27 protein-coding genes and 1 pseudogene are annotated in these 26,654 nt (G+C 63.0%); 11 read left to right on the plus strand and 17 right to left on the minus strand.

Translation table 11 applies throughout. The annotated features are described in order from the left end of the window. Positions 1 to 214 precede the first annotated feature (214 nt). Positions 215 to 1,345 (minus strand): site-specific DNA-methyltransferase, encoded by a 1,131-nt coding sequence (locus MNR02_RS12695; RefSeq protein ID WP_241947036.1) that lies wholly within the window; start codon positions 1,343 to 1,345, stop codon positions 215 to 217. A 225-nt stretch (positions 1,346 to 1,570) separates the two neighbouring features. On the opposite strand from MNR02_RS12695, the gene MNR02_RS12700 reads away from it, so the two are divergent. The 3 genes from MNR02_RS12700 (at position 1,571) to MNR02_RS12710 (ending at position 5,011) form a co-directional block, all read left to right on the plus strand. Beyond that, positions 1,571 to 3,229: a VWA domain-containing protein gene (locus tag MNR02_RS12700; RefSeq protein ID WP_241947037.1), complete on the plus strand. Its 1,659-nt coding sequence runs from the start codon at positions 1,571 to 1,573 to the stop codon at positions 3,227 to 3,229. Positions 3,230 to 3,442: 213 nt separating this feature from the next. Beyond that, positions 3,443 to 4,120, plus strand: a complete 678-nt coding sequence (locus MNR02_RS12705) for a helix-turn-helix transcriptional regulator (protein WP_241947038.1) — start codon at positions 3,443 to 3,445, stop codon at positions 4,118 to 4,120. Positions 4,121 to 4,321: 201 nt separating this feature from the next. Next, on the plus strand, positions 4,322 to 5,011 hold the full coding sequence (locus MNR02_RS12710; protein WP_241604646.1) for an HAD family hydrolase: 690 nt from the start codon (positions 4,322 to 4,324) through the stop codon (positions 5,009 to 5,011). A gap of 73 nt (positions 5,012 to 5,084) precedes the next feature. On the opposite strand, the gene MNR02_RS12715 is transcribed toward MNR02_RS12710, so the two are convergent. After that, positions 5,085 to 5,648, minus strand: coding sequence for a hypothetical protein (locus tag MNR02_RS12715; protein ID WP_241605021.1), 564 nt, complete (start codon positions 5,646 to 5,648; stop codon positions 5,085 to 5,087). A 253-nt stretch (positions 5,649 to 5,901) separates the two neighbouring features. On the opposite strand from MNR02_RS12715, the gene thrC reads away from it, so the two are divergent. The 3 genes from thrC (at position 5,902) to MNR02_RS12730 (ending at position 9,537) form a co-directional block, all read left to right on the plus strand. After that, positions 5,902 to 7,299 (plus strand): threonine synthase, encoded by a 1,398-nt coding sequence (gene thrC, locus MNR02_RS12720; RefSeq protein ID WP_241947039.1) that lies wholly within the window; start codon positions 5,902 to 5,904, stop codon positions 7,297 to 7,299. A 15-nt stretch (positions 7,300 to 7,314) separates the two neighbouring features. Further along, the gene (locus MNR02_RS12725) at positions 7,315 to 8,613 is read left to right on the plus strand and encodes a pitrilysin family protein (protein ID WP_241947040.1); all 1,299 of its coding nucleotides are present in this window, start codon (positions 7,315 to 7,317) and stop codon (positions 8,611 to 8,613) included. 129 nt (positions 8,614 to 8,742) lie between these two features. Further along, positions 8,743 to 9,537 (plus strand): bifunctional 2-polyprenyl-6-hydroxyphenol methylase/3-demethylubiquinol 3-O-methyltransferase UbiG, encoded by a 795-nt coding sequence (locus MNR02_RS12730; protein ID WP_241947041.1) that lies wholly within the window; start codon positions 8,743 to 8,745, stop codon positions 9,535 to 9,537. A gap of 159 nt (positions 9,538 to 9,696) precedes the next feature. Here the strand turns inward: MNR02_RS12730 and MNR02_RS12735 are convergent, their stop codons facing one another. Continuing rightward, positions 9,697 to 9,846, minus strand: coding sequence for a DUF1127 domain-containing protein (locus tag MNR02_RS12735; RefSeq protein WP_241604655.1), 150 nt, complete (start codon positions 9,844 to 9,846; stop codon positions 9,697 to 9,699). 212 nt (positions 9,847 to 10,058) lie between these two features. Here MNR02_RS12735 and MNR02_RS12740 point away from each other — a divergent pair, with 212 nt between their 5' ends. Then, positions 10,059 to 10,652, plus strand: a complete 594-nt coding sequence (locus MNR02_RS12740; RefSeq protein ID WP_241947042.1) for a GNAT family N-acetyltransferase — start codon at positions 10,059 to 10,061, stop codon at positions 10,650 to 10,652. Positions 10,653 to 10,774: 122 nt separating this feature from the next. Next, entirely contained in the window at positions 10,775 to 13,618 is a 2,844-nt protein-coding gene (locus MNR02_RS12745) for an EAL domain-containing protein (protein ID WP_371746747.1), read from the plus strand. Positions 13,619 to 13,662: 44 nt separating this feature from the next. Here the strand turns inward: MNR02_RS12745 and MNR02_RS12750 are convergent, their stop codons facing one another. The 3 genes from MNR02_RS12750 to MNR02_RS12760 all read right to left on the minus strand — a co-directional run bounded on the left by MNR02_RS12750 (position 13,663) and on the right by MNR02_RS12760 (position 15,719). Next, positions 13,663 to 14,724 (minus strand): putative zinc-binding metallopeptidase, encoded by a 1,062-nt coding sequence (locus MNR02_RS12750; protein WP_241947044.1) that lies wholly within the window; start codon positions 14,722 to 14,724, stop codon positions 13,663 to 13,665. A 99-nt stretch (positions 14,725 to 14,823) separates the two neighbouring features. Beyond that, entirely contained in the window at positions 14,824 to 15,015 is a 192-nt protein-coding gene (locus MNR02_RS12755) for a CsbD family protein (RefSeq protein WP_160870771.1), read from the minus strand. 98 nt (positions 15,016 to 15,113) lie between these two features. Then, a complete protein-coding gene (locus MNR02_RS12760; RefSeq protein WP_241947045.1) occupies positions 15,114 to 15,719 on the minus strand; it encodes a YqgE/AlgH family protein in 606 nt (201 codons plus the stop codon). A gap of 171 nt (positions 15,720 to 15,890) precedes the next feature. Between MNR02_RS12760 and MNR02_RS12765 the strand changes: the two genes are divergently transcribed. The 3 genes from MNR02_RS12765 (at position 15,891) to MNR02_RS12775 (ending at position 17,908) form a co-directional block, all read left to right on the plus strand. Next, positions 15,891 to 16,685 (plus strand): protein-disulfide reductase DsbD domain-containing protein, encoded by a 795-nt coding sequence (locus MNR02_RS12765; protein ID WP_241947046.1) that lies wholly within the window; start codon positions 15,891 to 15,893, stop codon positions 16,683 to 16,685. 66 nt (positions 16,686 to 16,751) lie between these two features. Further along, complete coding sequence (locus MNR02_RS12770; RefSeq protein WP_241604668.1) at positions 16,752 to 17,237, plus strand: peroxiredoxin; 486 nt, start codon at positions 16,752 to 16,754, stop codon at positions 17,235 to 17,237. Positions 17,238 to 17,350: 113 nt separating this feature from the next. Next, on the plus strand, positions 17,351 to 17,908 hold the full coding sequence (locus MNR02_RS12775; RefSeq protein WP_241947047.1) for a LysE family translocator: 558 nt from the start codon (positions 17,351 to 17,353) through the stop codon (positions 17,906 to 17,908). Between the two features lie 4 nt (positions 17,909 to 17,912). Here the strand turns inward: MNR02_RS12775 and rnhA are convergent, their stop codons facing one another. From rnhA to ctaD, 11 genes and pseudogenes are all read right to left on the minus strand, one after another. After that, the gene (gene rnhA / locus MNR02_RS12780; RefSeq protein ID WP_241947048.1) at positions 17,913 to 18,353 is read right to left on the minus strand and encodes a ribonuclease HI; all 441 of its coding nucleotides are present in this window, start codon (positions 18,351 to 18,353) and stop codon (positions 17,913 to 17,915) included. Continuing rightward, positions 18,350 to 19,315, minus strand: a complete 966-nt coding sequence (locus MNR02_RS12785) for a homoserine kinase (RefSeq protein WP_241947049.1) — start codon at positions 19,313 to 19,315, stop codon at positions 18,350 to 18,352. Before MNR02_RS12785 ends, rnhA begins: the two co-directional genes overlap by 4 nt. Positions 19,316 to 19,387: 72 nt before the next feature. Continuing rightward, the gene (gene ispH, locus MNR02_RS12790) at positions 19,388 to 20,389 is read right to left on the minus strand and encodes a 4-hydroxy-3-methylbut-2-enyl diphosphate reductase (RefSeq protein WP_241947050.1); all 1,002 of its coding nucleotides are present in this window, start codon (positions 20,387 to 20,389) and stop codon (positions 19,388 to 19,390) included. Between the two features lie 9 nt (positions 20,390 to 20,398). After that, positions 20,399 to 20,764: a DUF1304 domain-containing protein gene (locus tag MNR02_RS12795; protein WP_241947051.1), complete on the minus strand. Its 366-nt coding sequence runs from the start codon at positions 20,762 to 20,764 to the stop codon at positions 20,399 to 20,401. A gap of 34 nt (positions 20,765 to 20,798) precedes the next feature. Next, positions 20,799 to 21,554: an SURF1 family protein gene (locus MNR02_RS12800; protein WP_371746748.1), complete on the minus strand. Its 756-nt coding sequence runs from the start codon at positions 21,552 to 21,554 to the stop codon at positions 20,799 to 20,801. 1 nt (position 21,555) lies between these two features. After that, entirely contained in the window at positions 21,556 to 21,939 is a 384-nt protein-coding gene (locus tag MNR02_RS12805) for a DUF983 domain-containing protein (protein WP_241947053.1), read from the minus strand. 160 nt (positions 21,940 to 22,099) lie between these two features. Continuing rightward, positions 22,100 to 22,978 (minus strand): cytochrome c oxidase subunit 3, encoded by an 879-nt coding sequence (locus MNR02_RS12810; protein ID WP_134648877.1) that lies wholly within the window; start codon positions 22,976 to 22,978, stop codon positions 22,100 to 22,102. A 59-nt stretch (positions 22,979 to 23,037) separates the two neighbouring features. Next, on the minus strand, positions 23,038 to 23,643 hold the full coding sequence (locus MNR02_RS12815; protein ID WP_241604683.1) for a cytochrome c oxidase assembly protein: 606 nt from the start codon (positions 23,641 to 23,643) through the stop codon (positions 23,038 to 23,040). Positions 23,644 to 23,645: 2 nt separating this feature from the next. Continuing rightward, the gene (locus MNR02_RS12820) at positions 23,646 to 23,786 is read right to left on the minus strand and encodes a hypothetical protein (RefSeq protein WP_134648879.1); all 141 of its coding nucleotides are present in this window, start codon (positions 23,784 to 23,786) and stop codon (positions 23,646 to 23,648) included. Beyond that, positions 23,784 to 24,730 (minus strand): annotated as a pseudogene (locus MNR02_RS12825) (heme o synthase); the annotation flags it as partial. The pseudogene MNR02_RS12825 and the gene MNR02_RS12820, both read right to left, overlap by 3 nt. Before the next feature lie 249 nt (positions 24,731 to 24,979). Further along, a complete protein-coding gene (ctaD, locus tag MNR02_RS12830) occupies positions 24,980 to 26,647 on the minus strand; it encodes a cytochrome c oxidase subunit I (protein WP_134648880.1) in 1,668 nt (555 codons plus the stop codon). Positions 26,648 to 26,654: the final 7 nt, after the last annotated feature.

The raw sequence follows: 26,654 nt of genomic DNA on the forward strand, positions 1-26,654 counted from the left end.
GGCCGGTTGTTCGGCCGTGGCTTTCCGCAACGATTTCCGCCGCTTGGCCTGATGTCCTTGTCGAGTTCAAAGTAAGCGCGTGTTGGTTAACATCATCTGAATCGCGCAAGGCCAAACCACAAAAGATTTGCATCCCTAGAAAGCCACAGCCCCCGGTGCAGGGAACACCGGAGGCCGCAGCTGGAGAAACAGTTTTAAAGTCTTCGGCAGGCCTCTATTCGAGGCCGGCCATCCGCGAGCGCACGATGGCGCGCAGTTCGTCGATCGGCTTCAGTTCGGCCCCTTCCGCATAGTGCCAGAAGGTCCAGCCATTGCAGGCATCGAAGCCCTGCACCTTCGCACCGACGCGGTGGATGGAGCCGGCATCGTTGCCCGCGACAAGCGTGCCGTCGGCGCGCACGATGGCGCTGTGACGGCGGCGGGCATCGGTCAGCACGGTGCCAGGCGCGATCAGACCGCTTTCGATCAGCGTGTTGAAGGCGACGCGCGGTTCGGCCTTCTTGCCCGTCATGACGGACAGGGTGCCGCTGCCCAGCGGTTCGACGGCCTCGATGCGTTCGCGAGCGGCATCGATATAGGTCTGCTCACGCTCGATGCCGACGAAGTGGCGGCCGAGGCGCTTGGCGACGGCACCCGTCGTGCCGGAACCGAAGAACGGATCGAGCACCACGTCCCCGGGTTTGGAGGATGCCATCAGGATGCGGGCAAGCAGCGCTTCCGGCTTCTGCGTCGGATGCACCTTCTTGCCGTCCTCGCCCTTCAGGCGCTCGCCGCCGTTGCAGATCGGGAACAGCCAGTCGGAGCGCATCTGCACGTCGTCATTGGCGGCCTTCATGGCGTCGTAGTTGAACGTGTAGCCCTTGGCCTTGGGGTCGCGGGTGGCCCAGATCATCGTCTCGTGCGCGTTCTGGAAGCGACGGCCCTTGAAGTTCGGCATCGGATTGGTCTTGCGCCAGACGATGTCGTTGAGGATCCAGAAGTTGAGATCCTGCAAGGTCGCGCCGACGCGGAAGATATTGTGATAAGAGCCGATGACCCAGATGGTGCCCGAGGGCTTCAGCACGCGGCGGCAGGCCAGCAGCCAGGCACGGGTAAAGGCGTCGTAGGCACCGAAGGATGCGAACTGGTCCCATTGGTCATCGACCGCATCGACCTGCGACTGGTCGGGTCGGGTCAGCATGCCGCCAAGCTGGAGGTTATACGGCGGATCGGCGAAGATGACATCGACGGACTGGTCGGGCAGCGCCTCGAGCGCGGCGACGCAGTCTCCCTTGATGATGGTGTCGAGCCACACGCTCTTGCGGGGCGAACGGGAGACGTCGGCAAGCGAAAGAACAGATGGCATTTGATACTCGCTGATACGCTTACTGGGAACTGAACTTGATGGGCTTATGGTTACCGAAGATGGTTACCAAAGGCTGAAGGCCCTGAAGAAAAAGCCGAAACCGTCGCAAGACGGAATTTTTCCGCATCATTCAAGCACATGCGAATAGACCGCCGCGCCCGAACGTCTTTTTCCCGATATTGCCGCAATCGGCGCGGGAGCCCCCGACATCACGAGGAGAGAAATGTGCGACTGAAAGCTGCATTCCTGCTTCTGGCGGGGCTTCTTGCCGCCACCAATACGATTGCCGCGGACAAGACCATGATCGTCCTGGACGCCTCCGGCTCGATGTGGGGCCAAATCAACGGACGTTCGAAGATCGATATTGCACGCGAAACGCTGGGCACGGTCCTGAAATCCGTTCCCGTGGGCACCGAACTCGGCCTGATGATCTACGGTCATCGCGAAAAGGGTTCGTGCAGCGACATCGAACTTGCCGTGCCGCCGGGTGCCGGCACCGAGAATGCCATCAACGCCTTCGTTTCCGGCCTCAATCCGAAGGGCAAGACGCCGCTGACCCGCTCCGTGGAACAGGCGGCCGAGGCGTTGAAATATACCGAGGACAAGGCGACCGTCGTGCTCGTCACGGACGGGCTGGAGACCTGCGAGGCCGATCCGTGCGCTCTCGCGTCGGCGCTGGAAAGCAAAGGGGTCGATTTTACCACCCATGTCGTCGGCTTCGGGCTGACGGCGGAGGAAGGCAGGAAGGTCGCGTGCCTCGCCGAAAACACCGGGGGCAAATATTTCCAGGCCTCGGACGCCACCCAGCTCGTCGCCGCACTGACCGCGACGGTTGCGGAAGCGCCGATGTCCAAGCCGAAAGAGCAGGTGGTCGAAGCCAAACCCGCAGTCGAGTTCAACACCATCTTCGACAGCGTGCTTTCTGAAGGCGGACCTTCGATCGGCGAGGACAACCATGTGCAATGGCTGGTCTACAAGGCCGATGAAAACGGCCAGCGCACCGGCGACGACCTGACGAGCGAGTACAAGGGCGCCTATTCCGCCAACTTCCCGGCCGGCAGATATGTGGCCGTAGCCAAGCTCGATAGCGTCATCGAAAAGCAGGTGGCTTTCGAGGTGAAGGATGGCGAGGTGGCCAAGCCCCTCGTCAATTTCGACGCCGGAACGGTGATCGTGCATCCCAAGCGTACCCCCGATGCCGCCGAGGACGACCGCGAAATCCGCGTCGACGTCGCCTTCGGCGACTACACCACCACCTATTACGGCACGTCCAAATTCTATGCCGCGGCAGGGCAAGTGAAACTCAAGGGATCCGTCGGCCCGACCGCCGTCGAGGAAACCGTCACCCTGAAGGCGGGCGAGCAGATGGAACACGACCTTATCGTCGGTTCCGGCACCGTGCTGAACAGCGCCATCTATGCCGAGGGCGGACCGGCGGTCGATTCCGGCGATGTCTTTTTCGAGGTCGTGGCCGCCAACAAGGCTATCGACGGCACGCGAAAGCAGATCGGCTACAACTACGGCACCGGCAGCAAGATCGACGTGCCACCCGGCGATCATGTCCTGACGGCCAAGCTCGGCGCGGCAACGGCGGAAATCCCCTTCACGATCAAGGCCGGGGAAATGGCCGACGTGTCGGTCAACCTCAATGCAGGGGTTCTGGCGATCACCGCTCCGGGCGCAAATTTCATCGAGATTTTCAGCGCCCAGAAGGACATTCAGGGCAATCGCAAATCCGTTTCCAACAACTACGGCGCCCAATACCAGGAGACCCTGCCGGCCGGCGATTATGTGATCGCCGTGAACTATGAGGGCGACATTGCACCGAAGGAGAAACCGGCCACGGTGAAGGCAGGCGAGCGCTCGGAAGTGACGGTGGAATAGGCCGGCTGCGCCTGGGCCGCATCGAAGGGCTGGTATCTTTCGGCCCCTCGTTGCGGTCGTTGAGACCGTCGTCACGCACACGCTCGCGACACGAAGACGGTAGGCATAGGCAGCAAAAGCATCCTTGCGGAAAAGATCGATCTCTTAGCGGATGAAGGCGGTACCTGGCTTTCCCGCATTGCCTGACGCGAATGCTTCGTCTATCATCGAAGTATGAAAGAAGGACCGGACATTTCCCAGATCGGCGCGCTGATCGGCGACCCCGCCCGCGCCAACATGCTGACCGCGCTGATGGGAGGCGAGGCATTGACCGCAAGCGAACTCGCCGGTGCGGCGGGCGTGACGCTTCCGACGACGAGCGCCCATCTCGCCAAGCTGGAAGCCGGCGGACTGATCGCCCAGCGCAAGCAGGGGCGGCACCGCTATTTCGCGCTGGCCGACGACGAGGCCGGCCGGCTGCTCGAGAGCATCATGGGATATGCAGCCAACCGCGGCCATCTGCGCACGCGTCCTGGCCCGAAGGACCCGGCGCTGCGCAAGGCACGCGTCTGCTATAATCACCTCGCCGGCGACTATGGCGTGCGCCTGCTCGACCGGCTGGTGGCAGACGGCGATGTAACGCTCGATGGCGACGAAGCCGCGGTGACGCCGGCGGGCGAGATGCGCATGGCCGCGCTCGGCATCGACATGCCGGCCCTGAAGGCGCAACGCCGCCCGGTCTGCCGTACCTGTCTCGACTGGAGCGAACGGCGCTCGCATCTTGCGGGATCGCTGGGCGAGGCGCTGCTTGCCCGCTTCATCGCCACCGGCTGGGCAAAACGCGAAAAGAACAGCCGCGCCGTCCGCTTCACCGGGGAAGGCGAACGCGAGTTCATGGCGCTTTTTCCATAATCCGAAGGCCTGAAGCAGGGCAGCCTATTCGCCGCAGCCGCGCATAGCTCCTTCCACCACTCCGCAATTGTCCCGGGCGGCCCTTTCGTGTAGGGATGCCGCAGCTGCGCGGGCCTGCCCGCCTCCTCCAATCTTTTCCCGGTTTCGGCAAGCAAGGCGTGATGCGCCTGCCGGCGCCGCCAGTTTGAAAGACAGCCCATCATGGAAGGTTTCGACCTCATCATCTTCGACTGCGACGGCGTCCTGGTCGATTCGGAAATCATCGCCGCGGAAGTGGAATCCCGCCTGCTGACGGAGGCGGGTTATCCGATCAGCGTCGAAGAGATGGGCGAGCGCTTTGCCGGCATGACCTGGCAGAACATCCTGCTGGCCATCGAGCGCGAGGCCGCTATTCCACTTTCCGCATCGCTGCTCGACAAGTCGGAAAAGCTGCTCGATGCGCGCCTGGCAAGCGAGGTGAAGGTCATCGACGGCGTGAAGCAGATGCTGTCGCGCATCCGCAAGCCCTATTGCATCTGTTCGAACTCGTCCTCGCACCGGCTCGACATGATGCTGACCAAGGTCGGTCTCAAGCCGGTCTTCGGCCCCTATATCTATTCGGCAAAGGACCTCGGGCCGGACCGGGTGAAGCCTAAGCCGGACATCTTCCTGCATGGCGCAAAGCAGTTCGGCGCCGATCCGGCGCGCACGCTGGTCGTCGAGGATTCGGTGCATGGCATTTCGGGCGCGCGCGCCGCCGGCATGCGCGTCGTCGGCTTCACCGGCGCCTCGCACACCTATCCCTCCCATGCCGACCGCCTGACGGAAGCCGGCGCGGAAACCGTGATTGCCCGCATGACGGAGCTGCCCGACGTCATCGCCGCACTTGCCGAATGGAGCGAGGCGATCTGACGCCACGGATAACCGGAAACAAAAAGGCCGCGGGCATGATCGACCGCGGCCTTTTTCATATCTGGGAAGGGGCTTACTTGCGCTTCTTCGCCGGGCCGTCCTCGAAGCCGACATAGACCTTCGTGAAGCCGCCCGAACCGCCGGGAACGGCGATATTGTCCTGCTTGAAGATAAACTGACCCGCCGTGCCATCGGCCGGTACGGTGACCGGGTACTGCACCAGCTGGGTGTAAAGCGTGTTGGTGCCATCGAGCACGGAAACGCGGATCGGCACGTTCACGGTGCCCGAGGCGCCGGCCGGGCCGACGACGATACGGCCCTGCACCATGACCGTGATGGAGAGCTGGCTGGAATTGATCACACACTGGCGCGTCGTGTCGGCAAGCGTCACCTGATAGGCGAGGTTCTGCGGATCGTCCTTGGCGCCCCTGGCGTAACGCTGGAGAACGGCCGTGCCGTCCTGCAGATAGACCTGCGGGCACGATCCCTGGATGACGGCGACCTGAGTCTGCTGCTGCGTCGCGGTCTCGATGCCGGACGGATCGCTGGTCACGCCGAGATTGACAGGCTTGTCTGACTGGCTGCAACCGGCGACGGTGGCAAGAAGGGTGATGCCGAGAAAGCGGCGGATTGTCATTCCAAACACGTTACGTCTACCCCTGCGATCAGGCCCCGCCTCCGGCGTCCAAGCCTTTCGGAACTCGTTTTACGGGCCTTTTCACGACCCCAGGCGATGGTCTATAGCAGCGGCGCGGGGAAAAATCGATTGTCGAATGAAATCGCCCGCAGAATTTCGAAAGGTCCGCCATCGGTGGGCCGCACAGAACGGCATCGTCACGAACGGCCGCAGGCAACGCCTTGCAGCCCAACCATTCCAAGGACGTGTGAACGTGGATTATGTTTCGACGCGGGGCGAGGCCCCTTCCCTCGGTTTCTCGGATGCGCTCCTGGCGGGCCTTGCCCGTGACGGCGGGCTCTATGTCCCGCGCGAATGGCCCACTTTCTCGAAGAAGGACATCCGGGCGCTGCGCGGCAAGTCCTATCAGGACATCGCCTTCACCGTCCTCTCGCCCTTCGTGGAGGGCGATATCCCCGCCGACAAATTCCGGGCGATGATCGACGAGGCCTATGCCACGTTCCGCCATCCGGCCATCGCACCTGTGATCCAGACCGGCCCCAACGCCTTCGTGCTGGAACTCTTCCACGGCACGACGCTCGCGTTCAAGGACGTGGCCATGCAGCTGCTCGCGCGGCTGATGGACCATGCGCTGGCCACCCGCGGCCAGCGCGCGACCATCGTCGGCGCGACATCGGGCGATACGGGCGGCGCGGCAATCGATGCCTTTGCCGGGCGCGAGCGCACCGACATCTTCATTCTGTTCCCGGAAGGCAAGGTCTCGCCGGTGCAGCAGCGCCAGATGACGACCTCCACGGAAAAGAACGTCCACGCGCTGGCGATAAAGGGCAATTTCGACGACTGCCAAAACCTCGTGAAGGCGATGTTCAACGACGGCAAGTTCCGCGACAGCGTGAAACTGTCCGGCGTCAACTCGATCAACTGGGCGCGCATCATGGCCCAGATCGTCTATTACTTCACGACCGCCGTCGCGCTGGGCGGCCCGGACCGGAAGATCTCGTTTACCGTGCCGACCGGCAATTTCGGCGACATCTTCGCCGGCTATGCGGCAAAGCGCATGGGCCTGCCGATCGACAAGCTGGTCATTGCCACCAACGAGAACGACATTCTCGCCCGCACGCTGAAGACCGGGCGCTACGAGATCAAAGGCGTGAAGGCCACCACCTCGCCTTCCATGGACATCCAGATTTCCTCCAACTTCGAGCGCCTGCTGTTCGAAGCCCTCGACCGCGATGCGGGCGCGGTGCGCCGCGCCATGGAAAGCCTCAAGCAATCCAACGCTTTCGAGATCGAAGACAAGGCGCTGAAGACGATCCGCAAGAAGTTCCGCGCCGGCCGCGCCACCGAAAAAGACGTGGCGAAAACCATCAAGACCACGCTGGCCGAGACCGGCTATCTGCTCGATCCTCATTCGGCGATCGGCGTGTTTGTTGCCGCAAAGCATGAAAAGCCCGGTTCGCCGATGGTAACGCTTGCCACCGCGCATCCGGCAAAATTCCCTGCCGCAGTAAAATCGGCGAGTGGTATTGACCCGGCGCTTCCGTCGTGGCTTGCTGACCTGATGCAAAGGGAAGAGCGGTTCGACGTGCTCGGTGCTGAGCTCGATGCGGTGGAAGACTACATCGGCAAACATACGCGGGCGCGGGACTGAACGCAGAAAGTGCGCATGATGAGAGTTGAGTGCACCCGGCTTACATCCGGGTTGACCGTGGTGACCGAGTCAATGCCCCATCTCGAGAGCGTCGCTCTCGGCGTGTGGATCAAATCCGGATCACGCAATGAAACCACGGACGAGCACGGCATCGCCCACCTTCTTGAACATATGGCCTTCAAGGGCACGCAGCGCCGCTCGGCCCGCCAGATCGCCGAGGAGATCGAAAATGTCGGCGGCGAGGTCAACGCCGCCACCTCGACCGAAACGACCTCCTACTATGCCCGCGTACTGAAGGACCACGTTCCGCTCGCGGTCGATATCCTCGCCGACATCCTGACGGAATCCGTCTTCGACGAGGAGGAGCTTCGCCGCGAAAAGCACGTCATCCTGCAGGAAATCGGCGCGGCGAACGACACACCCGACGACGTGGTCTTCGACAAGTTCTCCGAGGTCGCCTATCGCGATCAGATCATCGGCCGCGCCATTCTCGGCACGCCGGATACCGTTCTCTCCTTCACGCCCGGCGAGATCCGCAGCTATCTCGACCGCAACTACACGACGGACCGCATGTTCGTCGTTGCGGCCGGCGCCGTGAAGCACGACGAATTCGTGCGCCAGGTCGAGGAGCGCTTTTCCAGCCTGCCGACGGCGCCGAAAATCTCGCCGGTCTTCGAACCCGCCCGCTACACCGGCGGCGACATTCGCGAAACGCGCGACCTGATGGATGCCCAGGTGCTGCTCGGCTTCGAGGGCAAGGCCTATCATGCGCGCGACTTCTACTGCTCGCAGATCCTCGCCAATATCCTCGGCGGCGGCATGTCCTCGCGCCTCTTCCAGGAAGTTCGCGAGCATCGCGGCCTCTGTTATTCGATCTATGCCTTCCACTGGGGCTTTTCCGACACCGGCATCTTCGGCATTCATGCCGCGACGGGCGGCGAGAACCTGCCCGAGCTGATGCCCGTCATCTTCGACGAATTGAAGAAGTCCTCCGATATCATCGAACAGCAGGAGATCGAGCGTGCCCGCGCGCAGATTCGCGCCCAGCTGCTCATGGGTCAGGAAAGCCCTGCGGCCCGCGCCGGCCAGATCGCCCGCCAGATGATGCTGTACGGTCGACCGATCCCGAACGAGGAGTTGATGGAGCGCCTTGAAGGCATCACCATCGAGCGCCTGACGGACCTTGCCGGACGCCTGTTCTTCGACACCGTGCCGACCATTTCGGCCATCGGTCCGCTCGACCACCTCGTGCCGGCCGCCGACATAACGCGCTCGCTTGCGCGTGACAGCGTGCCGGACCGGGTCGCAAGTTAAGCGGCCCTTCGAAGTCCGCGCATACGCCATAAAGCCGACGCGTCCTCCGTCTTTCGGTGGATGTTTTTTCCAGTCGATCGCAGCGATGGTATCCCGACCGGGTCTTTTGCGCCCGGCGGGGAGACGTCGATGAGAGCAGTCGCGAAAAACCTGCTTCGATACGCTGGCTATACGTTGCTCGAGCACATGCCGGTGCAGCAATCAGAGCGTAGCCGTGCGCACGAGTCCCAGAAATACTGGAGTGATGTGAACCAGCGAGCGTTCCACTCCAACTCCCACTGGAAAGGCGGCGAAGGCTTGCCGGAACGCGTCTGGCTGGAGCTCGGAAAACCGCATCTCAAGCTCATGCTCGACCACCTGACCATCCGCGGTCGAAGTCTGCCGGTTGGGCGCGTCGTCGAATGGGGGTGCGGCGGCGGCGCGAATGCGGTGCATTTCGCGCCCATGACCGAAAGCTTCGTCGGGGTGGACATCTCACAGGCCACGCTGGACGAATGCGGCGTCGTGCTGCGCAGCATGGGGCAGGAGAACTTTCAGCCTGTGCTCACCGATGTCTCCGATCCCGAGGCTGCCGCCGACGCCTTGGCGGGGACGGCGGACGTTTTTCTCTGCACCTACGTTTTCGAGCTTCTCCCCTCACAGGAGCACGGCCAGCGCATCCTCGACATCGCCAACCGGGTGCTGCGGCCCGGCGGGACCGCGATCATCCAGATAAAATACGAGACGGCCGACCGGAAGACGAAATCCCGCAAATGGGGATACCGCCGGAACCTCGCCAACATGACGACCTATTGCATCGACGACTTCTGGCACAGGACCGAACGCGCCGGCTTCATACCGGTGTCGATCTCGCTTCGTCCCAAGGACAATCTCATCGACGATGAGCGCTACGCCTATTTCGTTCTCGATAAACCGGCCAGCTGAGCGGCCTAGAGCGAACCGAAGCGCCTGAGCAGGCCATCTGCGCCACCTCCGGCGGAGGTTTATTCCATAACAAAACCCGCCTTGCGGGCGGGTTATGGGCCGGAACCTGGAGGTGCGTTCCGGCGGTCAGACGGGACGCGGCGCGTGCCGCAGTCCGTATCAGATGAGGTCGCTTGCGCCCTTGACGGCAGCGCGGATGTTCGAGCGCGTCAGGCCGAGGTCCTGCAGGGTGCGGTCATCGAGGGCACCGAGTTCGCGGATGGCGCGGCGGTCGGCAACATTCTTCTTGAGCTTTGCGAAAAGGTTCATGTTCATCTCTCCTTTGTGTTGATGAAAATATAGCCTCTCCCATGCCTACTTTAAATGCACATGCTTTCAGCACAGGCATGCAAATCCTGCATAGCACGCAAAATCAGACCGTCCCGCGGCCGGCCGACTGTCAACAGCATTTGACGCCGGTAACGCTATCGTCATAGTCTCGTGCGAATGCGCGCCACCAGTCGGCGCGCGCGGAGGGCTGCATGACGAGGTCGGTTTTTCGGTTTCTGTCCCGGCAGTCCGACACGGTCGAGCTTGCCGGCGACGGCTACCTCCTTCGCCTCCCCCGCTTTCAGGATTATCGGCAATGGTATGCGTTGCGCTCCGAAAGCCGCGCGTTCCTCGAACCGTGGGAGCCGACATGGCGCGGCGACGAGCTGACCGAGAGCGCCTTTCGCGCACGCATCATCCGCAATGAACAGGAATTTTCCTCTGGCCAGGCCGTTCCGCTGCTCGTCTTTTCGCGCGTGGACAATGCCCTGCTGGGCGGACTGACCGTCGGCTATATCAGGCGCGGGGCGGCGCAATGCTGCATGATCGGCTACTGGATGGGCGCGCGCCATGCCGGAAAGGGCCACATGTTCGGCGCGCTCAAGCTCGCCATTCCCTATATCTTTTCGAGCCTTCAGTTGCACCGTATCGAGGCAGCCTGTATTCCAGACAATACGAGAAGCATTCGCCTCCTTGAAAAGGCCGGCTTTCAGCGGGAAGGCTACCTTCGGGAGTATCTGAAGATAAACGGGCAGTGGCGCGACCATGTGATGTTCTCGCTCCTGGCCGCCGACGGGCGGCCCTGAGCGACACCGGGCGCGACAGGACTGGGCAAGTACCTAAGGACAATGCGCTTTCAATGACGTCTTCAATCGTGCCGCTCGCGCTGCGTGCCAGCCGGTCCTCATACCTCATCCTGCTGGCGGCGATGGTGCTGTTCGCCTCGCTCGCCGGGCAGGCGTTTGCTGTCGAGCCCGTGCGGATTTCGCGTGACGACACCGCTCTTGACCTGACTGCCACGACGGAAATCTATACGGGCCGGGGCGAAGCCTTCCAGGTTTCCACCGCACCCGGCACCGACGGCATCGTGCGACGCATCGAGGTGCGGGCGACTTCCGATACGCATCAGGGCGACTGGGCCGTCTTCGCGCTCGCCAATGTTTCCGACGAACAGATCGACCGCCTGATCGTCGCCCCGCATTTCCGCCTCGTGCAATCCAAGCTGTTCTGGCCCGACCTCGGCGCCAAGCGCATCATCTCCATCACGCCGAGCCAGGGCTTTGCGCTGGACCGCCAGCCGAGCGACGAGGCGGACGTCTTCCGCATCACGCTCGATCCCGGCTCCGTCGTGACCTTCGTCGCCGAGCTTGCGACGCCGGACCTGCCGCAGATCTATCTCTGGGCGCCGGATGCCTACAAGGATACGGTCAACGCCTTCACGCTCTATCGCGGCATCGTGCTCGGCATTGCGGGCCTCCTCGCCGTCTTCCTGACGATCCTCTTCGTGGTGAAGGGCACCTCCATGTTGCCGGCGACGGCCGCGCTCGCCTGGGCGGTGCTCGGCTACATCTGTGTGGATTTCGGCTTTCTGTCGAAGCTCATCAGCATCACTGCCGGTGACGAGCGCATATGGCGCGCGGGAACGGAGGTGTTTCTTGCCGCCGGCCTCGTGGTCTTCCTTTTCACCTATCTGAACCTCAATCGCTGGCATGCCCATCTGTCCTACGCGACGCTTGCCTGGATCCTGGGACTTGGCCTGCTCTTCGGCGTGGCAATCTACGATCCACCGATTGCCGCCGGCATTGCGCGCCTGTCCTTCGCGCTGACGGGAACGGTAGGCATCGTGCTCATCGCCTATCTCGGCTTCAACCGATACGACCGCGCCATCCTGCTCGTGCCGGCCTGGGCGCTGATCCTCGTCTGGCTGTTCGGCGCGTGGCTCACGGTCACCGGCCAGCTCAACAACGACATCATCCAGCCGGCGCTCGGTGGTGGGCTCGTTCTCATCGTGCTGCTCATCGGCTTCACGGTCATGCAGCACGCCTTTGCCGGCGGCGCCTACAGCCAGGGCCTGTTCTCCGATCTCGAGCGCCAGTCGCTGGCGCTGACGGGCTCGGGTGATACGGTCTGGGACTGGGACGTGGCGCGCGACCGCGTCGTGACCATTCCCGACATCTCCATCCAGCTCGGCCTTGCGCCCGGTGTCATGCACGGTCCCGCCCGCAACTGGCTACCGCGCCTGCATCCCGATGACCGCGACCGCTTCCGCGCCACGCTCGACGTGCTGCTGGAGCACCGCCGGGGCCGGCTCAACCATCAGTTCCGCGTGCGCGCCGAAGACGGTCACTACCACTGGCTTTCGATCCGCGCCCGGCCGGTGCTCGGCGCAAACGGCGAGATCATCCGCTGTGTGGGCACGATCATCGACATCACGGAGCAGCGCAACTCCGTCGACCGGCTGCTGCAGGACGCGCTGCACGACAACCTTACGGGCCTGCCGAACCGCCAGGTTTTCCTCGACCGCCTTCAGGCGATGCTTTCGCTGACGGCAAGCTCGGAAACAGTGCGACCCACGGTCATGACCATCGACATCGACCGCTACAAGCAGGTCAACGATGCGCTCGGCATCGCCGCTGGCGACAATATCCTGATTGCGCTGACGCGGCGCCTGCGCCGCCTGCTGCGGCCGCAGGACACGCTGGCACGCCTCTCGGGCGACCAGTTCGGCCTCATCCTTTTGTCGGAGCGCGACCCGGCCAAGGTGGCGGATTTCGCCGATGCCGTGAGCAAGGCGATCATGGTGCCGATCAATTTCGGCGGCCGGGAAATCATCCTGACGGCCTCCATCGGCCTCGTTTCCTGGGTCGACCAGCAGGAGGATGCCGCGGGGCTTCTCAACGACGCCGAGCTTGCCATGTACCGGGCCAAGAAAGCCGGCGGCAACCGCGTCGAGCCCTTCCGCCCCGCCTTCCGCACCTTCGGCGCGGACCGGCTTCAGATCGAGACGGACCTGCGCCGTGCCATCGAGCGCAAGGAACTCTCCCTCGTCTACCAGCCGATCGTACGCCTCCATGATGCGGAAATCGCCGGCTTCGAGGCACTGATGCGCTGGGATCATCCCAAGCGGGGCAATATCTCGCCGGCGGAGTTCATTCCCATCGCCGAGGCGTCGGACCTCATCGGCCAGCTCGGTCTCTTCGCCTTCGACAAGGCGGCGAGCGACCTCATGGACTGGCAGCTGCACACCGGCGAATTGCCGATCTTCGTTTCGGTCAACCTCTCCAGCTCGCAGCTTCTCAACAACGAGCTCTACAACGATGTGCGCGCCGCGTTGGCCCGCACCCGCTGCGAGCCCGAGAAGATCAAGCTGGAGCTCACCGAATCCGTCGTGATGGAAAATCCGGAACAGGCGCGCCTGATCCTCAACAAGCTGCGCGACCTCGGCCTTGGCCTGGCGCTCGACGATTTCGGCACCGGCCATTCCTCGCTTTCCTACCTGACCCGTTTCCCCTTCGACACGATCAAGATCGACAAGGCGCTGGTGCGCGACGGCTCCGACAAGCGCACCGTGCTTCTGCGCTCCGTCATCTCGATGGCGCGCGAGCTGGAAATGCAGGTGGTGGCGGAAGGTATCGAGTCGGAAGAGGATGCTATCGAACTCGGCAATATGGGGTGCGAGTTCGGCCAGAGCTATCTCTTCGGCCCGCCGATCGGCTACGATTCCGTCCAGCGGCTGCTCAAGGAGCGGTTTCCGCTGATGAAGCGGGCGTGACAGGAATTAAGCGGTAGGGAAATCCGTCCCCTATTGCCCAATTCCTATTGCCTGACGCCTCTTACCAGCCTGTTGATGAAATCCAGCTTGTCCACTACGGGCGGCGGCAGCACGAAGGGGTAGCTGTCAGGCTGTCCCATGGAACGCTGGATGGCATTCAGAGCAACACTGAGCGGGATCCAGGATTCGACGAGGCGCCCGGCATTAGCGGCGCGGTAGGGATCGAAGGTCACTTCGGCCTCGAGTTCCTCATGGCCCTTCGGATCGGTGTTGAGGCCGAAGCTGCGGGCCGTCTCCAGCGTATCGACGATATGGAAGAAATGCGCCCAGCATTCTGCGAAATCTTCGGCGGGATGCGCGGCAGCATAGGTACTGATGAAGTGCTGCGGCCAGTCCGGCGGCGGGCCTTCCGTATAGTTGCGCTGGAGGGCGGCGGCATAATCCTCGCGCTCGTCGCCAAACAGGCGGCGCGCCTCCTCCACCATAGCCTCGTCGCGAACCAGCTGCGTCCAGTAGAAATGGCCGATCTCGTGGCGGAAATGGCCGAGCAGGGAGCGATAGGGTTCGCCCATCGAAACGCGCACGCTCTCACGCACCGCATCGTCGGCCTCCGCCGCCCGCAGGCTGATCAAGCCATCCTCATGGCCCGTCATGGCCGCGCTGACGACATTGCCGTTCATATCCACTTCGTCGGCCAGGAAATCGAAGACGAGACCGCCAGCGGGATCCTCCTCGCGGGTCGGGCGCGGCAGGTTCCAGCGCAGGATGGAATAGAACAGATGGCGCTGTGCTGCGCCGATAGGCCGCCAACGCTCTAACCCCTGCGGATCCGTGGTGGGCACGATGCGGTTGTGGCGGCAGGCTTCGCAGAAGGCATGCGGACCATCGGCGGGCACGAGCCAGTTGCAGACGTCATGGGCGGCGTTGTCGCAGAAGCGGAAGACACCGTCGCGGCCTGCAACGGTCCACATAGCATCTCCGGCCGGGACCAGCGCATGGAGCGTTACATCCTGCGCCAGGAAACCGAGCGCGGAACCGCAGCGCACGCAAAACCGGTTGTCGAAATAGATGGTCTGGCCGCAGGTGGCGCAGGTAAAGAGCTTCATGGCAATCCCGGGGGATGGTTTTTACAGAAGGCCCGCGCCGGGAAACCGGCACGGGCTTAAAATCATTCGATGATGGAATGGCCGCGCCATTCCGTCGGATCACATGCGGTCGACGGCGCCCTTGACGGCATCCTTGGCCTTGCCCACGGTTTTCTGGGCCTTGCCCTTGCCTTCCTGAGCCGCACCTTCGGCGCGCAGCTTCGGATTGTCCGTGGCCTTGCCGGCTGCCTGCTTGGCCTTGCCGGTCAGCTCGTTTGCCGTACCCTTGATCTTGTCGCTCGTGCTGCCCATTGCGATTATCCCTTTGTTCGAGACGCCGTCAGCGGCGCGTTCTACAAACGGGGATAGTCTCAACTAGTTCCCGCGGCCGGCTAAAATTCGACGACGATTCAGGCGTGGCCAGCCTCGGTGGACAGCATGGCTGGGGTGATACCCATAAGGGCGAGCGCCCGCTCGTACTTGCTGTCGAGATTGGTGTCGAAGATGAGTTCTTCGTGCGCCGGGCAGGTCAGCCAGCCGTTCGCACCGATCTCGTTTTCGATCTGTCCTGCCCCCCAGCCGGCGTAACCGAGCATCATCAGGCCGCGCTGGGGCCCTCGCCCATGCGAGATGGCGCGCACGATATCGAGCGTGGCCGTCAGGCAGATGTCATCGCTGACGGGAATGCTCGATTCGGACATGTAATCGTCGGAATGCAGCACGAAGCCGCGGCCGCTCTCTACCGGCCCGCCGCAGCGGATGGGGAAATCGCGCGTGGCGCCGGGCATGCGGATCAACTCGTCCTCGTCGGCGATTTCCAGATGCAGCAGCACATCCGAGAAGCTGAGCTGCTGGGGCCGGTTGATGACGAAGCCCATCGCGCCGTCATCGGAATGGGCGCAGATATAGACCACGGTGCGGGCGAAATTTGCGTCGGCCATACCCGGCATGGCGATCAGGAACTGACCGTCAAGGAAACCGCGCTCGCGTCTGTTTTTCAGAACCGACATAGCCATAGTGCACCCAGCCTATCAATTCGCCATCAAATGAAAAGTGTTCTTTTAGGGCGGCGATATGGGTCGGCCCGCCGCAGGGCGCATAGCAGTGCCACGCCGATCAAGCTATTATGATCGCCACACCTACGTTTGCCGCTGGAAAGCCACTTTGGCCGGCGTTAAATGTGCCTCATGAAACACCTGAAAATCGCAGCCCTGCTTCTGCTTTCCGTCGCCTCCCCGGCGCTTGCCGCCAGCTCGCCCTGGTTCGAGACGCCGGGCGGCGACGTGCGCCTCGTGACGCTGCCGCGCGCGGCCGACGGCACGGTGCGCGCCATGCTCGACATTCGCCTGCATGACGGCTGGAAGACCTATTGGCGCGATCCCGGCGGCAGCGGCATTCCTCCCTCGGTTTCGATCAGCGGCGCGGAGCTCAAGTCGATCGGCTTCCCGGCGCCGCGCCGTCTGGGCGACAAGGAGACGCATTACGTGGGCTACGATGCGCCTGTCAGGCTGCCGCTGATACTTGATGCAAAATCGGGCGGCGGCTCGATTACCGCGACGGTCTTTCTCGGCGTGTGCAAGGAAATCTGTGTGCCCGTGCAGGCCGAACTGACAGCGGATGCCAGCAGCGAGGCCTTCGCCAGTCCGCTGGAGGAAGTGGCGATCGCCGATGCCGAGGCCAGCCTTCCCCATGGCGCGGGCGACGGCTTCAAGCCGCTCTCCGGCCGTTTCGCTGCCGACGACAAGAGCATCTCCGTGCGTTTCGAAGCGCCTGCCGACGGGCCGCTGCCGGATGTCTTCCTGTCCGGCTCGTCCTCCTTCGAGTTCGGCGCCGCAGGTCCCGTGCGCCGGGAGGGCGGCGTCTTCGTCGCGGAGGTGCCGGTGCTCAACAAGCCGAAGGTCTACGATCTGGACAAGGACCCGATCCGGCTGACGGTACGCGCGGGCGACAGGACGATGGAAAGCCCGCTTGCCATCGAATGAGCCTCCCCTATAGTGCCGCGGCAGGCCCTTGCGGGCCGCTTCCATTACACAGACAGGAGAGACGCCGTGACCATTGCCGTTGGAGACAAGCTGCCCGACCTCAAGCTCAAGGAGCGCACGCCGGACGGTCCCGCCGAAGTCTCGACCGCCGAACTTTTCGGCGGCAAGCGCATCGTGCTCTTCGCTGTTCCGGGCGCCTTCACGCCCACCTGCTCGCTGAACCATCTGCCGGGCTACCTGGAAAATCGCGACGCGATCCTCGCCAAGGGCGTCGATGACATCGTCGTCGTCGCTGTCAACGACCTGCACGTCATGGGCGCGTGGGCGACCTCGACGGGTGGTGCGGGCAAGCTGCGCTTCATCGCCGATTGGGATGCCGCCTTCACAAAGGCGCTGGGCATGGATATCGATCTTTCCGCAGGCACGCTCGGCGTTCGCTCCAAGCGCTATTCCATGCTCGTCGACGACGGCGTGGTGAAGACGCTGAATGTCGAGGAAAGCCCCGGCCAGGCAACCGTTTCGGCTGCCGCCGCAATGATCGAACAGCTTTGATCCATGCCAAGGCGCCCGCATGCGGGCGCCTTTATGCCTGCCGTCAGCATATCGCTTGCCGCGCGTGACCCGGTCGCGCCGGCGGGCGTACCCCGGTACATGGTCACCTCTTCATGGTCACGCTGACATTCATCACCACGTCGCTGTTCCTGCTTCTCACACCCGGCCCCACAAACACGTTGCTTGCCGCCTATGGCGCTGCCTTCGGCATGCGGCGCGGTGCGGCACTGGTGCTGGCGGAGGCTGCGGGCTACGCTGCCGCAGTCACCTTCTTCGCCCTCATCGCACAATCGGTAACGCACATGCCGGCCGGGCTTGTCGTGATGAAGACGATCGCGGCCGCGTGGCTGCTGTTTTCCGCCATCCAGCTTTGGCGGACGCGCACCGCAGATACGGCGGAGGCGCCCCGGCGCGCGTTCGCGCGGGTGCTCTTGACGACTATTCTTAACCCCAAGGCGATGGTCGTCGGTGTGGTGCTCATTCCACCGGGCACGGGTGCGAACCTGCCGGTCTGGATCGCCACCTATATCGCTCTGTCGATGACGGCGGGGCTCCTATGGATCCTCAGCGGCTCGCTCCTGCCGCGCCAGCTGAAGCAACATGCCTATCAGGGTGCTGCCCTCGTGCTCGGCGGGTTCTCGCTCGTCGCGATCGCCTCGGCGGCTGCGTGATGGATCAGGAACGCTTGAACGGCGCCATGCCCTTGCGGGCGAGTTCGTCGGCGCGTTCGTTTTCCGGGTGGCCGGCATGGCCTTTGACCCAGTGCCACTCGACCTTGTGGCGTGATCGCGCTGCATCCAATGCCTGCCAGAGATCGCCGTTCTTCACCGGCTTCTTGTCTGCGGTCTTCCAGCCGTTCTTCTTCCAGCCGAAAATCCACTTGGAAATGCCGTCCATGACATATTTCGAGTCCGTGTAGAGATCGACCTCGCAAGGTGTCTTCAGCGCCGTCAGCGCATTGGTGGCGGCCATCAGTTCCATGCGGTTGTTGGTCGTGTCCGGCTCGCCACCGTTCAATTCCTTTTCGACCTCGCCATAGCGCAGCACCGCACCCCAGCCGCCGGGGCCCGGATTGCCCGAACAGGCGCCGTCCGTGAAAATATCGACATGCTTCATCGGGAGAGACCGTATTCGACAGGGTTTTCGACCGCGCGGTGGAAGCGCAGCTTGCGCAGATATTCCAGCGGGTCCTTCTTCACAACAAGGGCGCCGGCCGGGGTCATCAGCCAGTCGTAGAGCCGGGTCAGGAAGAAGCGCATCGCCGATCCGCGCGCCAGGAGCGGCAGCGCCGCCGCCTCGTCGTCGGAAAGCGGGCGAACGCTCTCGTAGCCGTCGAGCAGCGCCATGCCCTTTGTGAGATTGTAGGAGCCGTCCTTCTCGAAGCACCAGGCGTTCAGGCAGATGGCGACATCGTAGGCGAGGTAGTCGTTGCAGGCGAAATAGAAGTCGATCAGGCCGGAAAGATCGTCGCCGATGAAGAAGACATTGTCGGGGAACAGATCGGCGTGAATGACGCCGTCAGGCAGATTATCCGGCCAGTGCGCTTCCAGATAATGCAGTTCCTGGCCGATTTCCTTCTGAAGCCCGGTTTCGACCTCATCGGCCCGCGCGGCGGACTTGTCCCAGAGCGGTCGCCAGCCTTCGACGGAAAGCGCGTTCTCGCGCCGGATCTGAAACCCTTCGGCGGCGAGATGCATCTTCGCCAGCGCCCGGCCGACTTCACGGCAATGCCGCGCGGCCGGCTTGCGCAGCCACATGCCCTCCAGGAAGGAAATCATCGCGGCCGGACGGCCGGACAATTCCCCGAGCAGCGCGCCGTCGTTGCGCGGCAACGGCAGCGGGCAGGAGAGCCCGCGCTCCGCCAGGTGATGCATCAGGCCGAGGAAGAACGGCAGGTCGTCCCGATCCACGCGCTTTTCGTAAAGCGTCAGGATGAAGGGGCCCTTCGTGGTGTGAAGCAGGAAGTTGGAATTCTCCACGCCTTCGGCGATGCCCTTGTAGGACAGAAGCGTGCCGCCATCATAGGCAGTCAGGAAGCTGGAAAGATCGTCTTCGGTGATATCGGTATAGACGGCCACGGCGGGTCTCAGGCTTGAAGAAAGGACGGGAGAGAACGGAGGGACGCGCGCTGCAATGAACGCCAACCAGCCCTATTCCCCATTGACGAAGGCCATGTCGGCGGTGGTGAGTTCGATTGTGCGCAGTTCGCGGTTGACGAGGAAGTGTTCGTTTTCCTCCACCGTATCGGCAAGCTCCACCACCGCATTGTAGCGAGCGCGGAATGCCTCGATGATCTCGTTGACGATGACCTCGGGCGCGGACGCGCCGGCCGAAAGGCCGACCGTGCGGATATCGCCGATCGTCTCCCAGTCGATCTCGGATGCGCGCTGAACGAGCACGGACTTCGTCGCCCCTGCCCTCAGCGCCACTTCAACGAGCCGCTTGGAGTTCGACGAATTCGGCGCACCGACGATGAGGAAGAGATCGCAGCCGGGCGCGGCCTGCTTCACGGCTTCCTGCCGGTTGGTGGTGGCGTAGCAGATCGAATCGGCAGCCGGCGCCGTGAGGTTCGGGAAGCGCTCGTGCAGACGTTTGATGACGCCGGCGGTGTCATCGACGGACAGCGTGGTCTGGGTAACAAAGCCGAGGTTGTCGGGATCGGGCGGCGTGTAGCGGTCGGCATCCTCGACGGTCTCGATCAGATCGACCGTGCCTTCCGGCAGCTGGCCCATCGTGCCGATGACTTCCGGGTGGCCGGCATGGCCGATCAGCACGACATGACGGCCGAGCCGCTGGTGACGCATGGCCTGCTTGTGGACCTTGGACACGAGCGGGCATGTGGCATCGAGATAGAAGAGGTTGCGCGCCTCGGCATCCGCTGGCACGGATTTCGGCACGCCATGAGCGGAAAACACCACGGGCTGCTGGCGATGTTCCGGCGGGATCTCGTCGAGTTCCTCCACGAAGATCGCGCCCTTGGCTTCCAGGCCTTCCACGACATAGCGGTTGTGAACGATCTCGTGGCGCACATAAACGGGCGCGCCATAGGCCTTCAGCGCCAGCACGACGATCTGGATGGCACGGTCCACACCCGCGCAAAAGCCGCGCGGGCCGCAAAGCCTGATGGTCAAGTCCGGTCGGTTCTCGGTCATGCGTATCGGTTATCCGGCAATGAGGACAGCAACAAGGGCGATGGCCGCAGGAAGCGCCTGGATGACGAAAATTTTCCGTGAGGCCGTTGCGCCCCCATATAGGCCGGCCACCAGCACACAGCCAAGGAAAAACAGCTTGAGCTGGAAAGCGACGTCCGGATTGGGGTGAAGTAACGACCAGACGAGGCCGGCGGCAAGGAAGCCGTTATAGAGGCCCTGATTGGCGGCGAGCGTCTTCGTGGCTTCGGCTTGCGCCGGCGTCATGCCGAAGGCTTTCAGGCCCCGCGGCGTCGTCCAGAGAAACATTTCGAGCACGAGGATATAGATGTGCTCGAGGGCGACGAGCGCCACGAGAAGGGTTGCGAGGATCTGCATGCGCTTTTCCTTTCGTTCCCGCGTCCGGCTGCGTTCAGCCCTCCGGGCGATCGCCCTTTCGCCGGAAACGCGCATAGAGCATCACGCCTACCAGCGCTGCGGCAAGTCCATACCATGTGAGGGCATATTGCAGGTGATTGTTCGGCAGGTCGAACTGCGTGACGGCGCCGATCGGCAGGCCCTTTGGATTGGGCGCGTCGCCGGCATCGATGAAGAACGGGACCAGCCTGTCGGCCGCGATGCCGGTGCTGGCCGCCATCGCGTCGAGATCCTTCCAGTAGAAGATGTTCTTGGCGAGGTCGTTTTCCGGCACGATGGCCGACGGCTTTTCGGCAAGGCGCCCTCGGGCGAGGCCCGTTACCGTCTGCTCGCCGGTCAGTTGCCCCTGCTTGCGCATTTCCGGTTCCTTCGCCTCATAGGGCACGAAACCGCGGTTGACGAAGAGAAACCGGCCATCCGCCAGCTGGAGCGGGGTGTAGACATAGTAGCCGGTCTGGCCCCGCCAGGTCGCGAAGAAATGCCGTTCCCGGTTGTTGGCGAAAACACCCGTAACCGTGACGGGGCGATATTCGATATCCTCGCCCCGCGCCGCCATCGCCTCGATCTCATCAAGCACCACCGGAGGCGCGACACGACGTTCGGCGATATCGGCAAGAAGCTTCTCTTTCCACTGCAGGCGCTCGACCTGCCAGGTGCCGAGCGAAAGAAGAATGGCAAGCGCCGCCAGGAAGGCGACACCCGTCAGGATCGCTCTGCCCTTGCCGGCCCTTGGCACGGAATGCGGGGGCACTTCAGCCACGGTCGATCTCACCGGGACGGGCGCGATTGCGATACTGCAGTGCGATCAGCAGTCCCTTGAGGATGCGCGTTACCGCAAGGCCCAGCACGATCACCAGCGGGATCCACAGCATGAAATGCACCCAGAGCGGCGGGTTGATATTCACCTCCGTCCACAGGGCTGCGCCGACCACGATGAAACCGACGATCAGGATGACGAAGACGACCGGCCCATCACCCGAATCGGCGAAGGAATAGTCGAGGCCGCAATTCGAGCAGGCCGGCCTCACCTTGAGAAGCCCGTCGAAGAGCTTACCTTGGCCGCAGCGCGGGCAGCAGCCCAGCGCGCCCGCCTTGAAGGGCTCCACGGGTGGGTAAAGTGCCTTGTCCTCGTCCATGATCGCTTCCGTGTCTTGCCACCGGCATAAACCGCCGGCCGGTCAAGACGGTTCTATATCGCCGCCACCACCTGCGTCCAATCGAAAGTCCGCGACAAAGGGCGCAACGCAAAACGGCCGCATCGCTGCGGCCGTTTCGAAGGTCTGTTCGTCGTCGCGCTTACATATGGGCGATCGGTGCGCCCCAGCCACCCCAGATGTAGATGGAGAAGAAGAGGAACAGCCAGACAACGTCGACGAAGTGCCAGTACCAGGCGGCGGCCTCGAAGCCGAAATGCTGCTTCGGCGTGAAGTCGCCGCGCATGGCGCGAATGAGGCAGACGATCAGGAAGATCGTGCCGACCAGAACGTGGAAACCGTGGAAGCCGGTCGCCATGAAGAAGGTCGCGCCGTAGATGGAATCCTTGAAGGCGAACGGTGCGTGAGCGTATTCGTAAGCCTGCACGAAGGAGAACAGCACGCCGAGCGCAACGGTGAGCGCCAGGCCGTTGATCAGGCCCTTGCGGTCGTTGTGCAGCAGAGCGTGGTGCGCCCAGGTCACGCAGGTGCCCGAGAGCAGCAGGATGACGGTGTTGTAGAGCGGCAGGTGCCAGGGATCGAGAACCTCGATGCCCTTCGGCGGCCAGACGCCACCGGTATATTCCGCTCGGGCGGCCTGAATGGCTTCGCCGGGGAACAGGCTGGCATCGAAGAAGGCCCAGAACCAGGCGACGAAGAACATCACTTCCGAAGCGATGAACATGATCATGCCGTAGCGCAGGTGCAGCGACACGACGCGGGTATGGTGCCCCTCATGCGCTTCCTTCACCGTGTCGGCCCACCAGGCATACATGGTGTAGAGCGTGATCAGCAGGCCGATGTAGAAGACCCACGGCGTGGCGAAGTTCAGGCCGAACAGGTGGAATGCGCCGCCCGACAGGTAGCGCATGTAACCGATGCCGCCGAACGCCAGGACGAAGGCGCCGATGGATGCGAGCAGCGGCCACGGGCTGGGGTCGATGATGTGGTAGTCGTGTTTCTTCTGATGCGCATCGGCCATTTGACTTATCCCCGAATGTATCGCGTTCCGTTCCCGGCATAGCCGGAAACGCATGTCTTTCAAAGGTTATTCGCGTCGCCCGTCTTCACGTCCGCAGCCGCAGCCACCGGCTTCGACGCCTCTCGCGGAAAGAAGGTATAGGACAGCGTGATCGTGTGGACGCCCTTCGTCTCCACCGGCTTGACGATCTCCGGATCGACGAAGAAGACGACGGGCATTTCCATTTCCTCACCGGGCTTCAGCGTCGTCTCGGTGAAGCAGAAGCACTGGACCTTGTTGAAATAGGCCCCGGTCGCTTCCGGCGTGACGTTGAACGTCGCCTGGCCGGTCGCCGGCTTGGAAGAATTGTTGCGGGCTTTGTAGAAGACCTGCACGGTCTCGCCGATCTTCAGCTCGATCTCGCGCTGGACCGGTGTGAAGGTCCACGGCAGGCCCGGCGCGACGTTTGCGTCGAAACGGACCTTGATCTTCTGATCGAGAACGACGTCGGAGGCCTGCTCGACGCGCTGCGTCGTGCCGCCGTAACCGGTGACCTTGCAGAACATCTCGTAAAGCGGCACGGCGGCATAGGCCATCGCGCCCATGCCGATGACGAAGGAACAGCACATGGCGACGACGGCGCCGTTGCCCATTCCGCTCTTTTCGGTCTTCTTCGGTTCGCTCATGGTCAGCCTGCCATCCCGCCGCCGAACTTGATCAGCGTGACGATGTAGAACAGGACGACGAGGCCGAGAAGAACGGCGCCGAGCGCGAGGTTGCGGCCGCGGCGGGCCTTCTTCTGGCTATCGGTGAGCTTTACGGTTTCCATTACAGCACCCATCCAAATGACGCGATCAGGTGGTCAAGCATGAGGCCGGAGAACACCGCGAACAAATAGACAAGCGAGAAGGCAAAGAGCTTCTTGGCCGGCACCATCGCGCGATCCCCCTCCGGCATGCGCAACACGCCGATGGAGTACCACACGAAGCCAAGGCCAAGCGCTGCGGCAAAGAGACCGTAGCCGAGGCTGGCAAAGCCGAGGAAGGTCGGGACGACCGAGATAACGGCGGTCAGCACGGCGTAGATCAGGATCTGCACCTTGGTCGTCGCCTCGCCGGACACGTTAGGCAGCATCGGCACGCCGACGGCCTCGTAGTCGCGCATCTTGAACAGCGCGAGCGCCCAGAAATGCGCCGGCGTCCACAGGAAGGTGATGAGGAAGAGCACGACGCTCTCGACGGACACGCCGCCGGTGACGCAGGCCCAGCCGATCATGGGAGGGAAGGCGCCGGCCGCGCCACCGATGACGATGTTCTGCGGCGTCGAGCGCTTGAGCCACATCGTATAGACGACGGCATAGAAAAAGATGGTGAAGGCAAGCAAGCCGGCGGCGAGCCAGTTGACCACCAGGCCGAGAATACCGACCGAAAAGGCCGAGAGCGTCATGCCGAAGGCGAGCGCCTCTTCGGGCCGGATGCGGCCGGACGGAATCGGACGCTGGGCGGTGCGGGTCATGACCGCATCGATATCGGCGTCGTACCACATGTTCAGGGCACCGGATGCACCGGCACCCACGGCGATACAGAGGATTGCGATGACGCCGATGACCGGATTGATCGAGCCGGGCGCGACGACGAGGCCCGCAAAGGCCGTAAAGACGACGAGCGACATGACGCGCGGCTTCAGGAGCTCGAAGAAATCACGCGGCGACGCTTCGGAGAGGTAGACCTCGCCGCCGCCCGGAACCGTTTCGTGATGCTCGATGACCGACATGATGTTTCCGTTCTTTTGTCCGAGAGCGTCAGCCTCATGGCTTCCCCTCTCCACCGTCATCCTCGGACTTTACCCGAGGATCCACACCCACGGCACGCCGGAGGATGCGGGATGGATCCTCCGGCCAAGCCCGAGGATGACGAAGGTTGGGTTCCAGGCTGCGGCTCATCGCCAGCGCCCTTGCCCCGGCCTCCGCCGGTATTTCCCAGTATTGAGGCCGCCGTTGCCGGCGGCCCCGATCGCAAGATCTTACTTGATGCGTGGGAGCTGTTCCCACTGGTGGAACGGCGGCGGCGAAGACAGCTGCCATTCCAGGGTGTTTGCACCCTCGCCCCACGGATTGTCGCCGGCGACGCGCTTCTTTGCGAAGGCTTCGAAGACACCGAAGAGGAAGATCAGCACGCCGACGCCCGCAATGTACGAACCGTAGGACGATACCGCGTTCCAGCCCGCAAAGGCATCCGGGTAGTCGATGTAACGGCGCGGCATGCCGGCGAGGCCGAGGAAGTGCTGCGGGAAGAAGACCAGGTTCACGCCGATGAACATGACCCAGAAGTGCAGCTTGCCGATGAACTCGGAGTACATGTAGCCGCTCATCTTCGGGAACCAGTAGTACCAGGCTGCGAAGATCGCGAAGACGGCGCCGAGGGACAGAACGTAGTGGAAGTGCGCAACCACGTAGTAGGTGTCGTGCAGGGCACGGTCGAGGCCGGCATTGGCGAGCTGAACGCCCGTGACGCCGCCGACGGTGAACAGGAAGATGAAGCCGATCGCCCAGACCATCGGGGTCGTGAAGCGGATCGAGCCGCCCCACATCGTCGCGATCCACGAGAAGATCTTGATGCCCGTCGGGATGGCGATGACCATCGTGGCGAACACGAAGTAGCGTTGCGTGTCGAGCGACATGCCGACCGTGTACATGTGGTGGGCCCACACGACGAAGCCGACGGCGCCGATGGCGACCATGGCATAGGCCATGCCGAGGTAGCCGAAGATCGGCTTGCGCGAGAAGGTGGACACGATGTGACTGATGATGCCGAAACCGGGCAGGATCAGGATGTACACTTCCGGGTGACCGAAGAACCAGAACAGGTGCTGGAAGAGGATCGGGTCACCGCCGTTTTCCGGCGCGAAGAAGGCCGTGCCAAAGTTGCGGTCCGTCAGCAGCATGGTGATGCCACCTGCCAGAACCGGCAGCGAAAGCAGGAGAAGGAAGGCGGTGATCAGAACCGACCAGGCGAAGAGCGGCATCTTGTGCAGCGTCATGCCCGGAGCGCGCATATTCAGGATCGTGGTGATGAAGTTGATCGCACCGAGGATCGAGGACGCGCCGGCAATGTGCAGGCCGAGGATCACCAGGTCCATAGCGGGACCGGGCTGGCCGGCCGTCGAGAATGGCGGATAGATCGTCCAGCCGCCCCCCGCGCCATAGGCACCCGCCGGGCCTTCTACGAACATCGAAAGCAAGACCAGCAGGAAGGCCGGGATGATGAGCCAGAACGAGATGTTGTTCATGCGCGGGAACGCCATGTCAGGCGCGCCGATCATGATCGGAACCATCCAGTTGGCGAAGCCGCCGATCAGCGCCGGCATGACCATGAAGAAGATCATGATGAGCGCGTGCGCCGTCGTGAAGACGTTGAACATGTGCTTGCCGCCGTCGATGGCGGCATCGCCCTCGAAGCCGTAGACCATCTGCGCCAGACCGTGGAAGATCTGGATGCCAGGCTCCTGAAGCTCCATGCGCATGAAGATCGACAGCGTGCCGCCGATGATGCCCGCACAGATCGCGAAGATGAGGTAGAGGGTGCCGATATCCTTGTGGTTGGTCGACAGGAACCAACGCTGAAAGAAAGTAAGCGGCTTGTGTTCGTGGTGATCGTGATGATCGCCGTGGGCAGCGGATGTTCCGGCCATGGATCTG

It is taken from the genome of Shinella sp. H4-D48 (assembly GCF_022637395.1).
GTDB classification, from domain to species: domain Bacteria; phylum Pseudomonadota; class Alphaproteobacteria; order Rhizobiales; family Rhizobiaceae; genus Shinella; species Shinella sedimenti.

Coding starts and splice junctions, on each gene's coding strand:
- MNR02_RS12695 (WP_241947036.1), bottom strand. CDS start 1,345: ATGCCATCTGTTCTTTCGCTTGCCGACGTCTCCCGTTCGCCCCGCAAG.
- MNR02_RS12705 (WP_241947038.1), top strand. CDS start 3,443: ATGAAAGAAGGACCGGACATTTCCCAGATCGGCGCGCTGATCGGCGAC.
- MNR02_RS12710 (WP_241604646.1), top strand. CDS start 4,322: ATGGAAGGTTTCGACCTCATCATCTTCGACTGCGACGGCGTCCTGGTC.
- MNR02_RS12715 (WP_241605021.1), bottom strand. CDS start 5,648: ATGACAATCCGCCGCTTTCTCGGCATCACCCTTCTTGCCACCGTCGCC.
- MNR02_RS12725 (WP_241947040.1), top strand. CDS start 7,315: ATGATGAGAGTTGAGTGCACCCGGCTTACATCCGGGTTGACCGTGGTG.
- MNR02_RS12730 (WP_241947041.1), top strand. CDS start 8,743: ATGAGAGCAGTCGCGAAAAACCTGCTTCGATACGCTGGCTATACGTTG.
- MNR02_RS12735 (WP_241604655.1), bottom strand. CDS start 9,846: ATGAACCTTTTCGCAAAGCTCAAGAAGAATGTTGCCGACCGCCGCGCC.
- MNR02_RS12740 (WP_241947042.1), top strand. CDS start 10,059: ATGACGAGGTCGGTTTTTCGGTTTCTGTCCCGGCAGTCCGACACGGTC.
- MNR02_RS12745 (WP_371746747.1), top strand. CDS start 10,775: ATGGTGCTGTTCGCCTCGCTCGCCGGGCAGGCGTTTGCTGTCGAGCCC.
- MNR02_RS12750 (WP_241947044.1), bottom strand. CDS start 14,724: ATGAAGCTCTTTACCTGCGCCACCTGCGGCCAGACCATCTATTTCGAC.
- MNR02_RS12755 (WP_160870771.1), bottom strand. CDS start 15,015: ATGGGCAGCACGAGCGACAAGATCAAGGGTACGGCAAACGAGCTGACC.
- MNR02_RS12760 (WP_241947045.1), bottom strand. CDS start 15,719: ATGGCTATGTCGGTTCTGAAAAACAGACGCGAGCGCGGTTTCCTTGAC.
- MNR02_RS12765 (WP_241947046.1), top strand. CDS start 15,891: ATGAAACACCTGAAAATCGCAGCCCTGCTTCTGCTTTCCGTCGCCTCC.
- MNR02_RS12775 (WP_241947047.1), top strand. CDS start 17,351: ATGGTCACGCTGACATTCATCACCACGTCGCTGTTCCTGCTTCTCACA.
- rnhA (WP_241947048.1), bottom strand. CDS start 18,353: ATGAAGCATGTCGATATTTTCACGGACGGCGCCTGTTCGGGCAATCCG.
- ispH (WP_241947050.1), bottom strand. CDS start 20,389: ATGACCGAGAACCGACCGGACTTGACCATCAGGCTTTGCGGCCCGCGC.
- MNR02_RS12795 (WP_241947051.1), bottom strand. CDS start 20,764: ATGCAGATCCTCGCAACCCTTCTCGTGGCGCTCGTCGCCCTCGAGCAC.
- MNR02_RS12805 (WP_241947053.1), bottom strand. CDS start 21,939: ATGGACGAGGACAAGGCACTTTACCCACCCGTGGAGCCCTTCAAGGCG.
- MNR02_RS12810 (WP_134648877.1), bottom strand. CDS start 22,978: ATGGCCGATGCGCATCAGAAGAAACACGACTACCACATCATCGACCCC.
- MNR02_RS12815 (WP_241604683.1), bottom strand. CDS start 23,643: ATGAGCGAACCGAAGAAGACCGAAAAGAGCGGAATGGGCAACGGCGCC.
- MNR02_RS12820 (WP_134648879.1), bottom strand. CDS start 23,786: ATGGAAACCGTAAAGCTCACCGATAGCCAGAAGAAGGCCCGCCGCGGC.
- ctaD (WP_134648880.1), bottom strand. CDS start 26,647: ATGGCCGGAACATCCGCTGCCCACGGCGATCATCACGATCACCACGAA.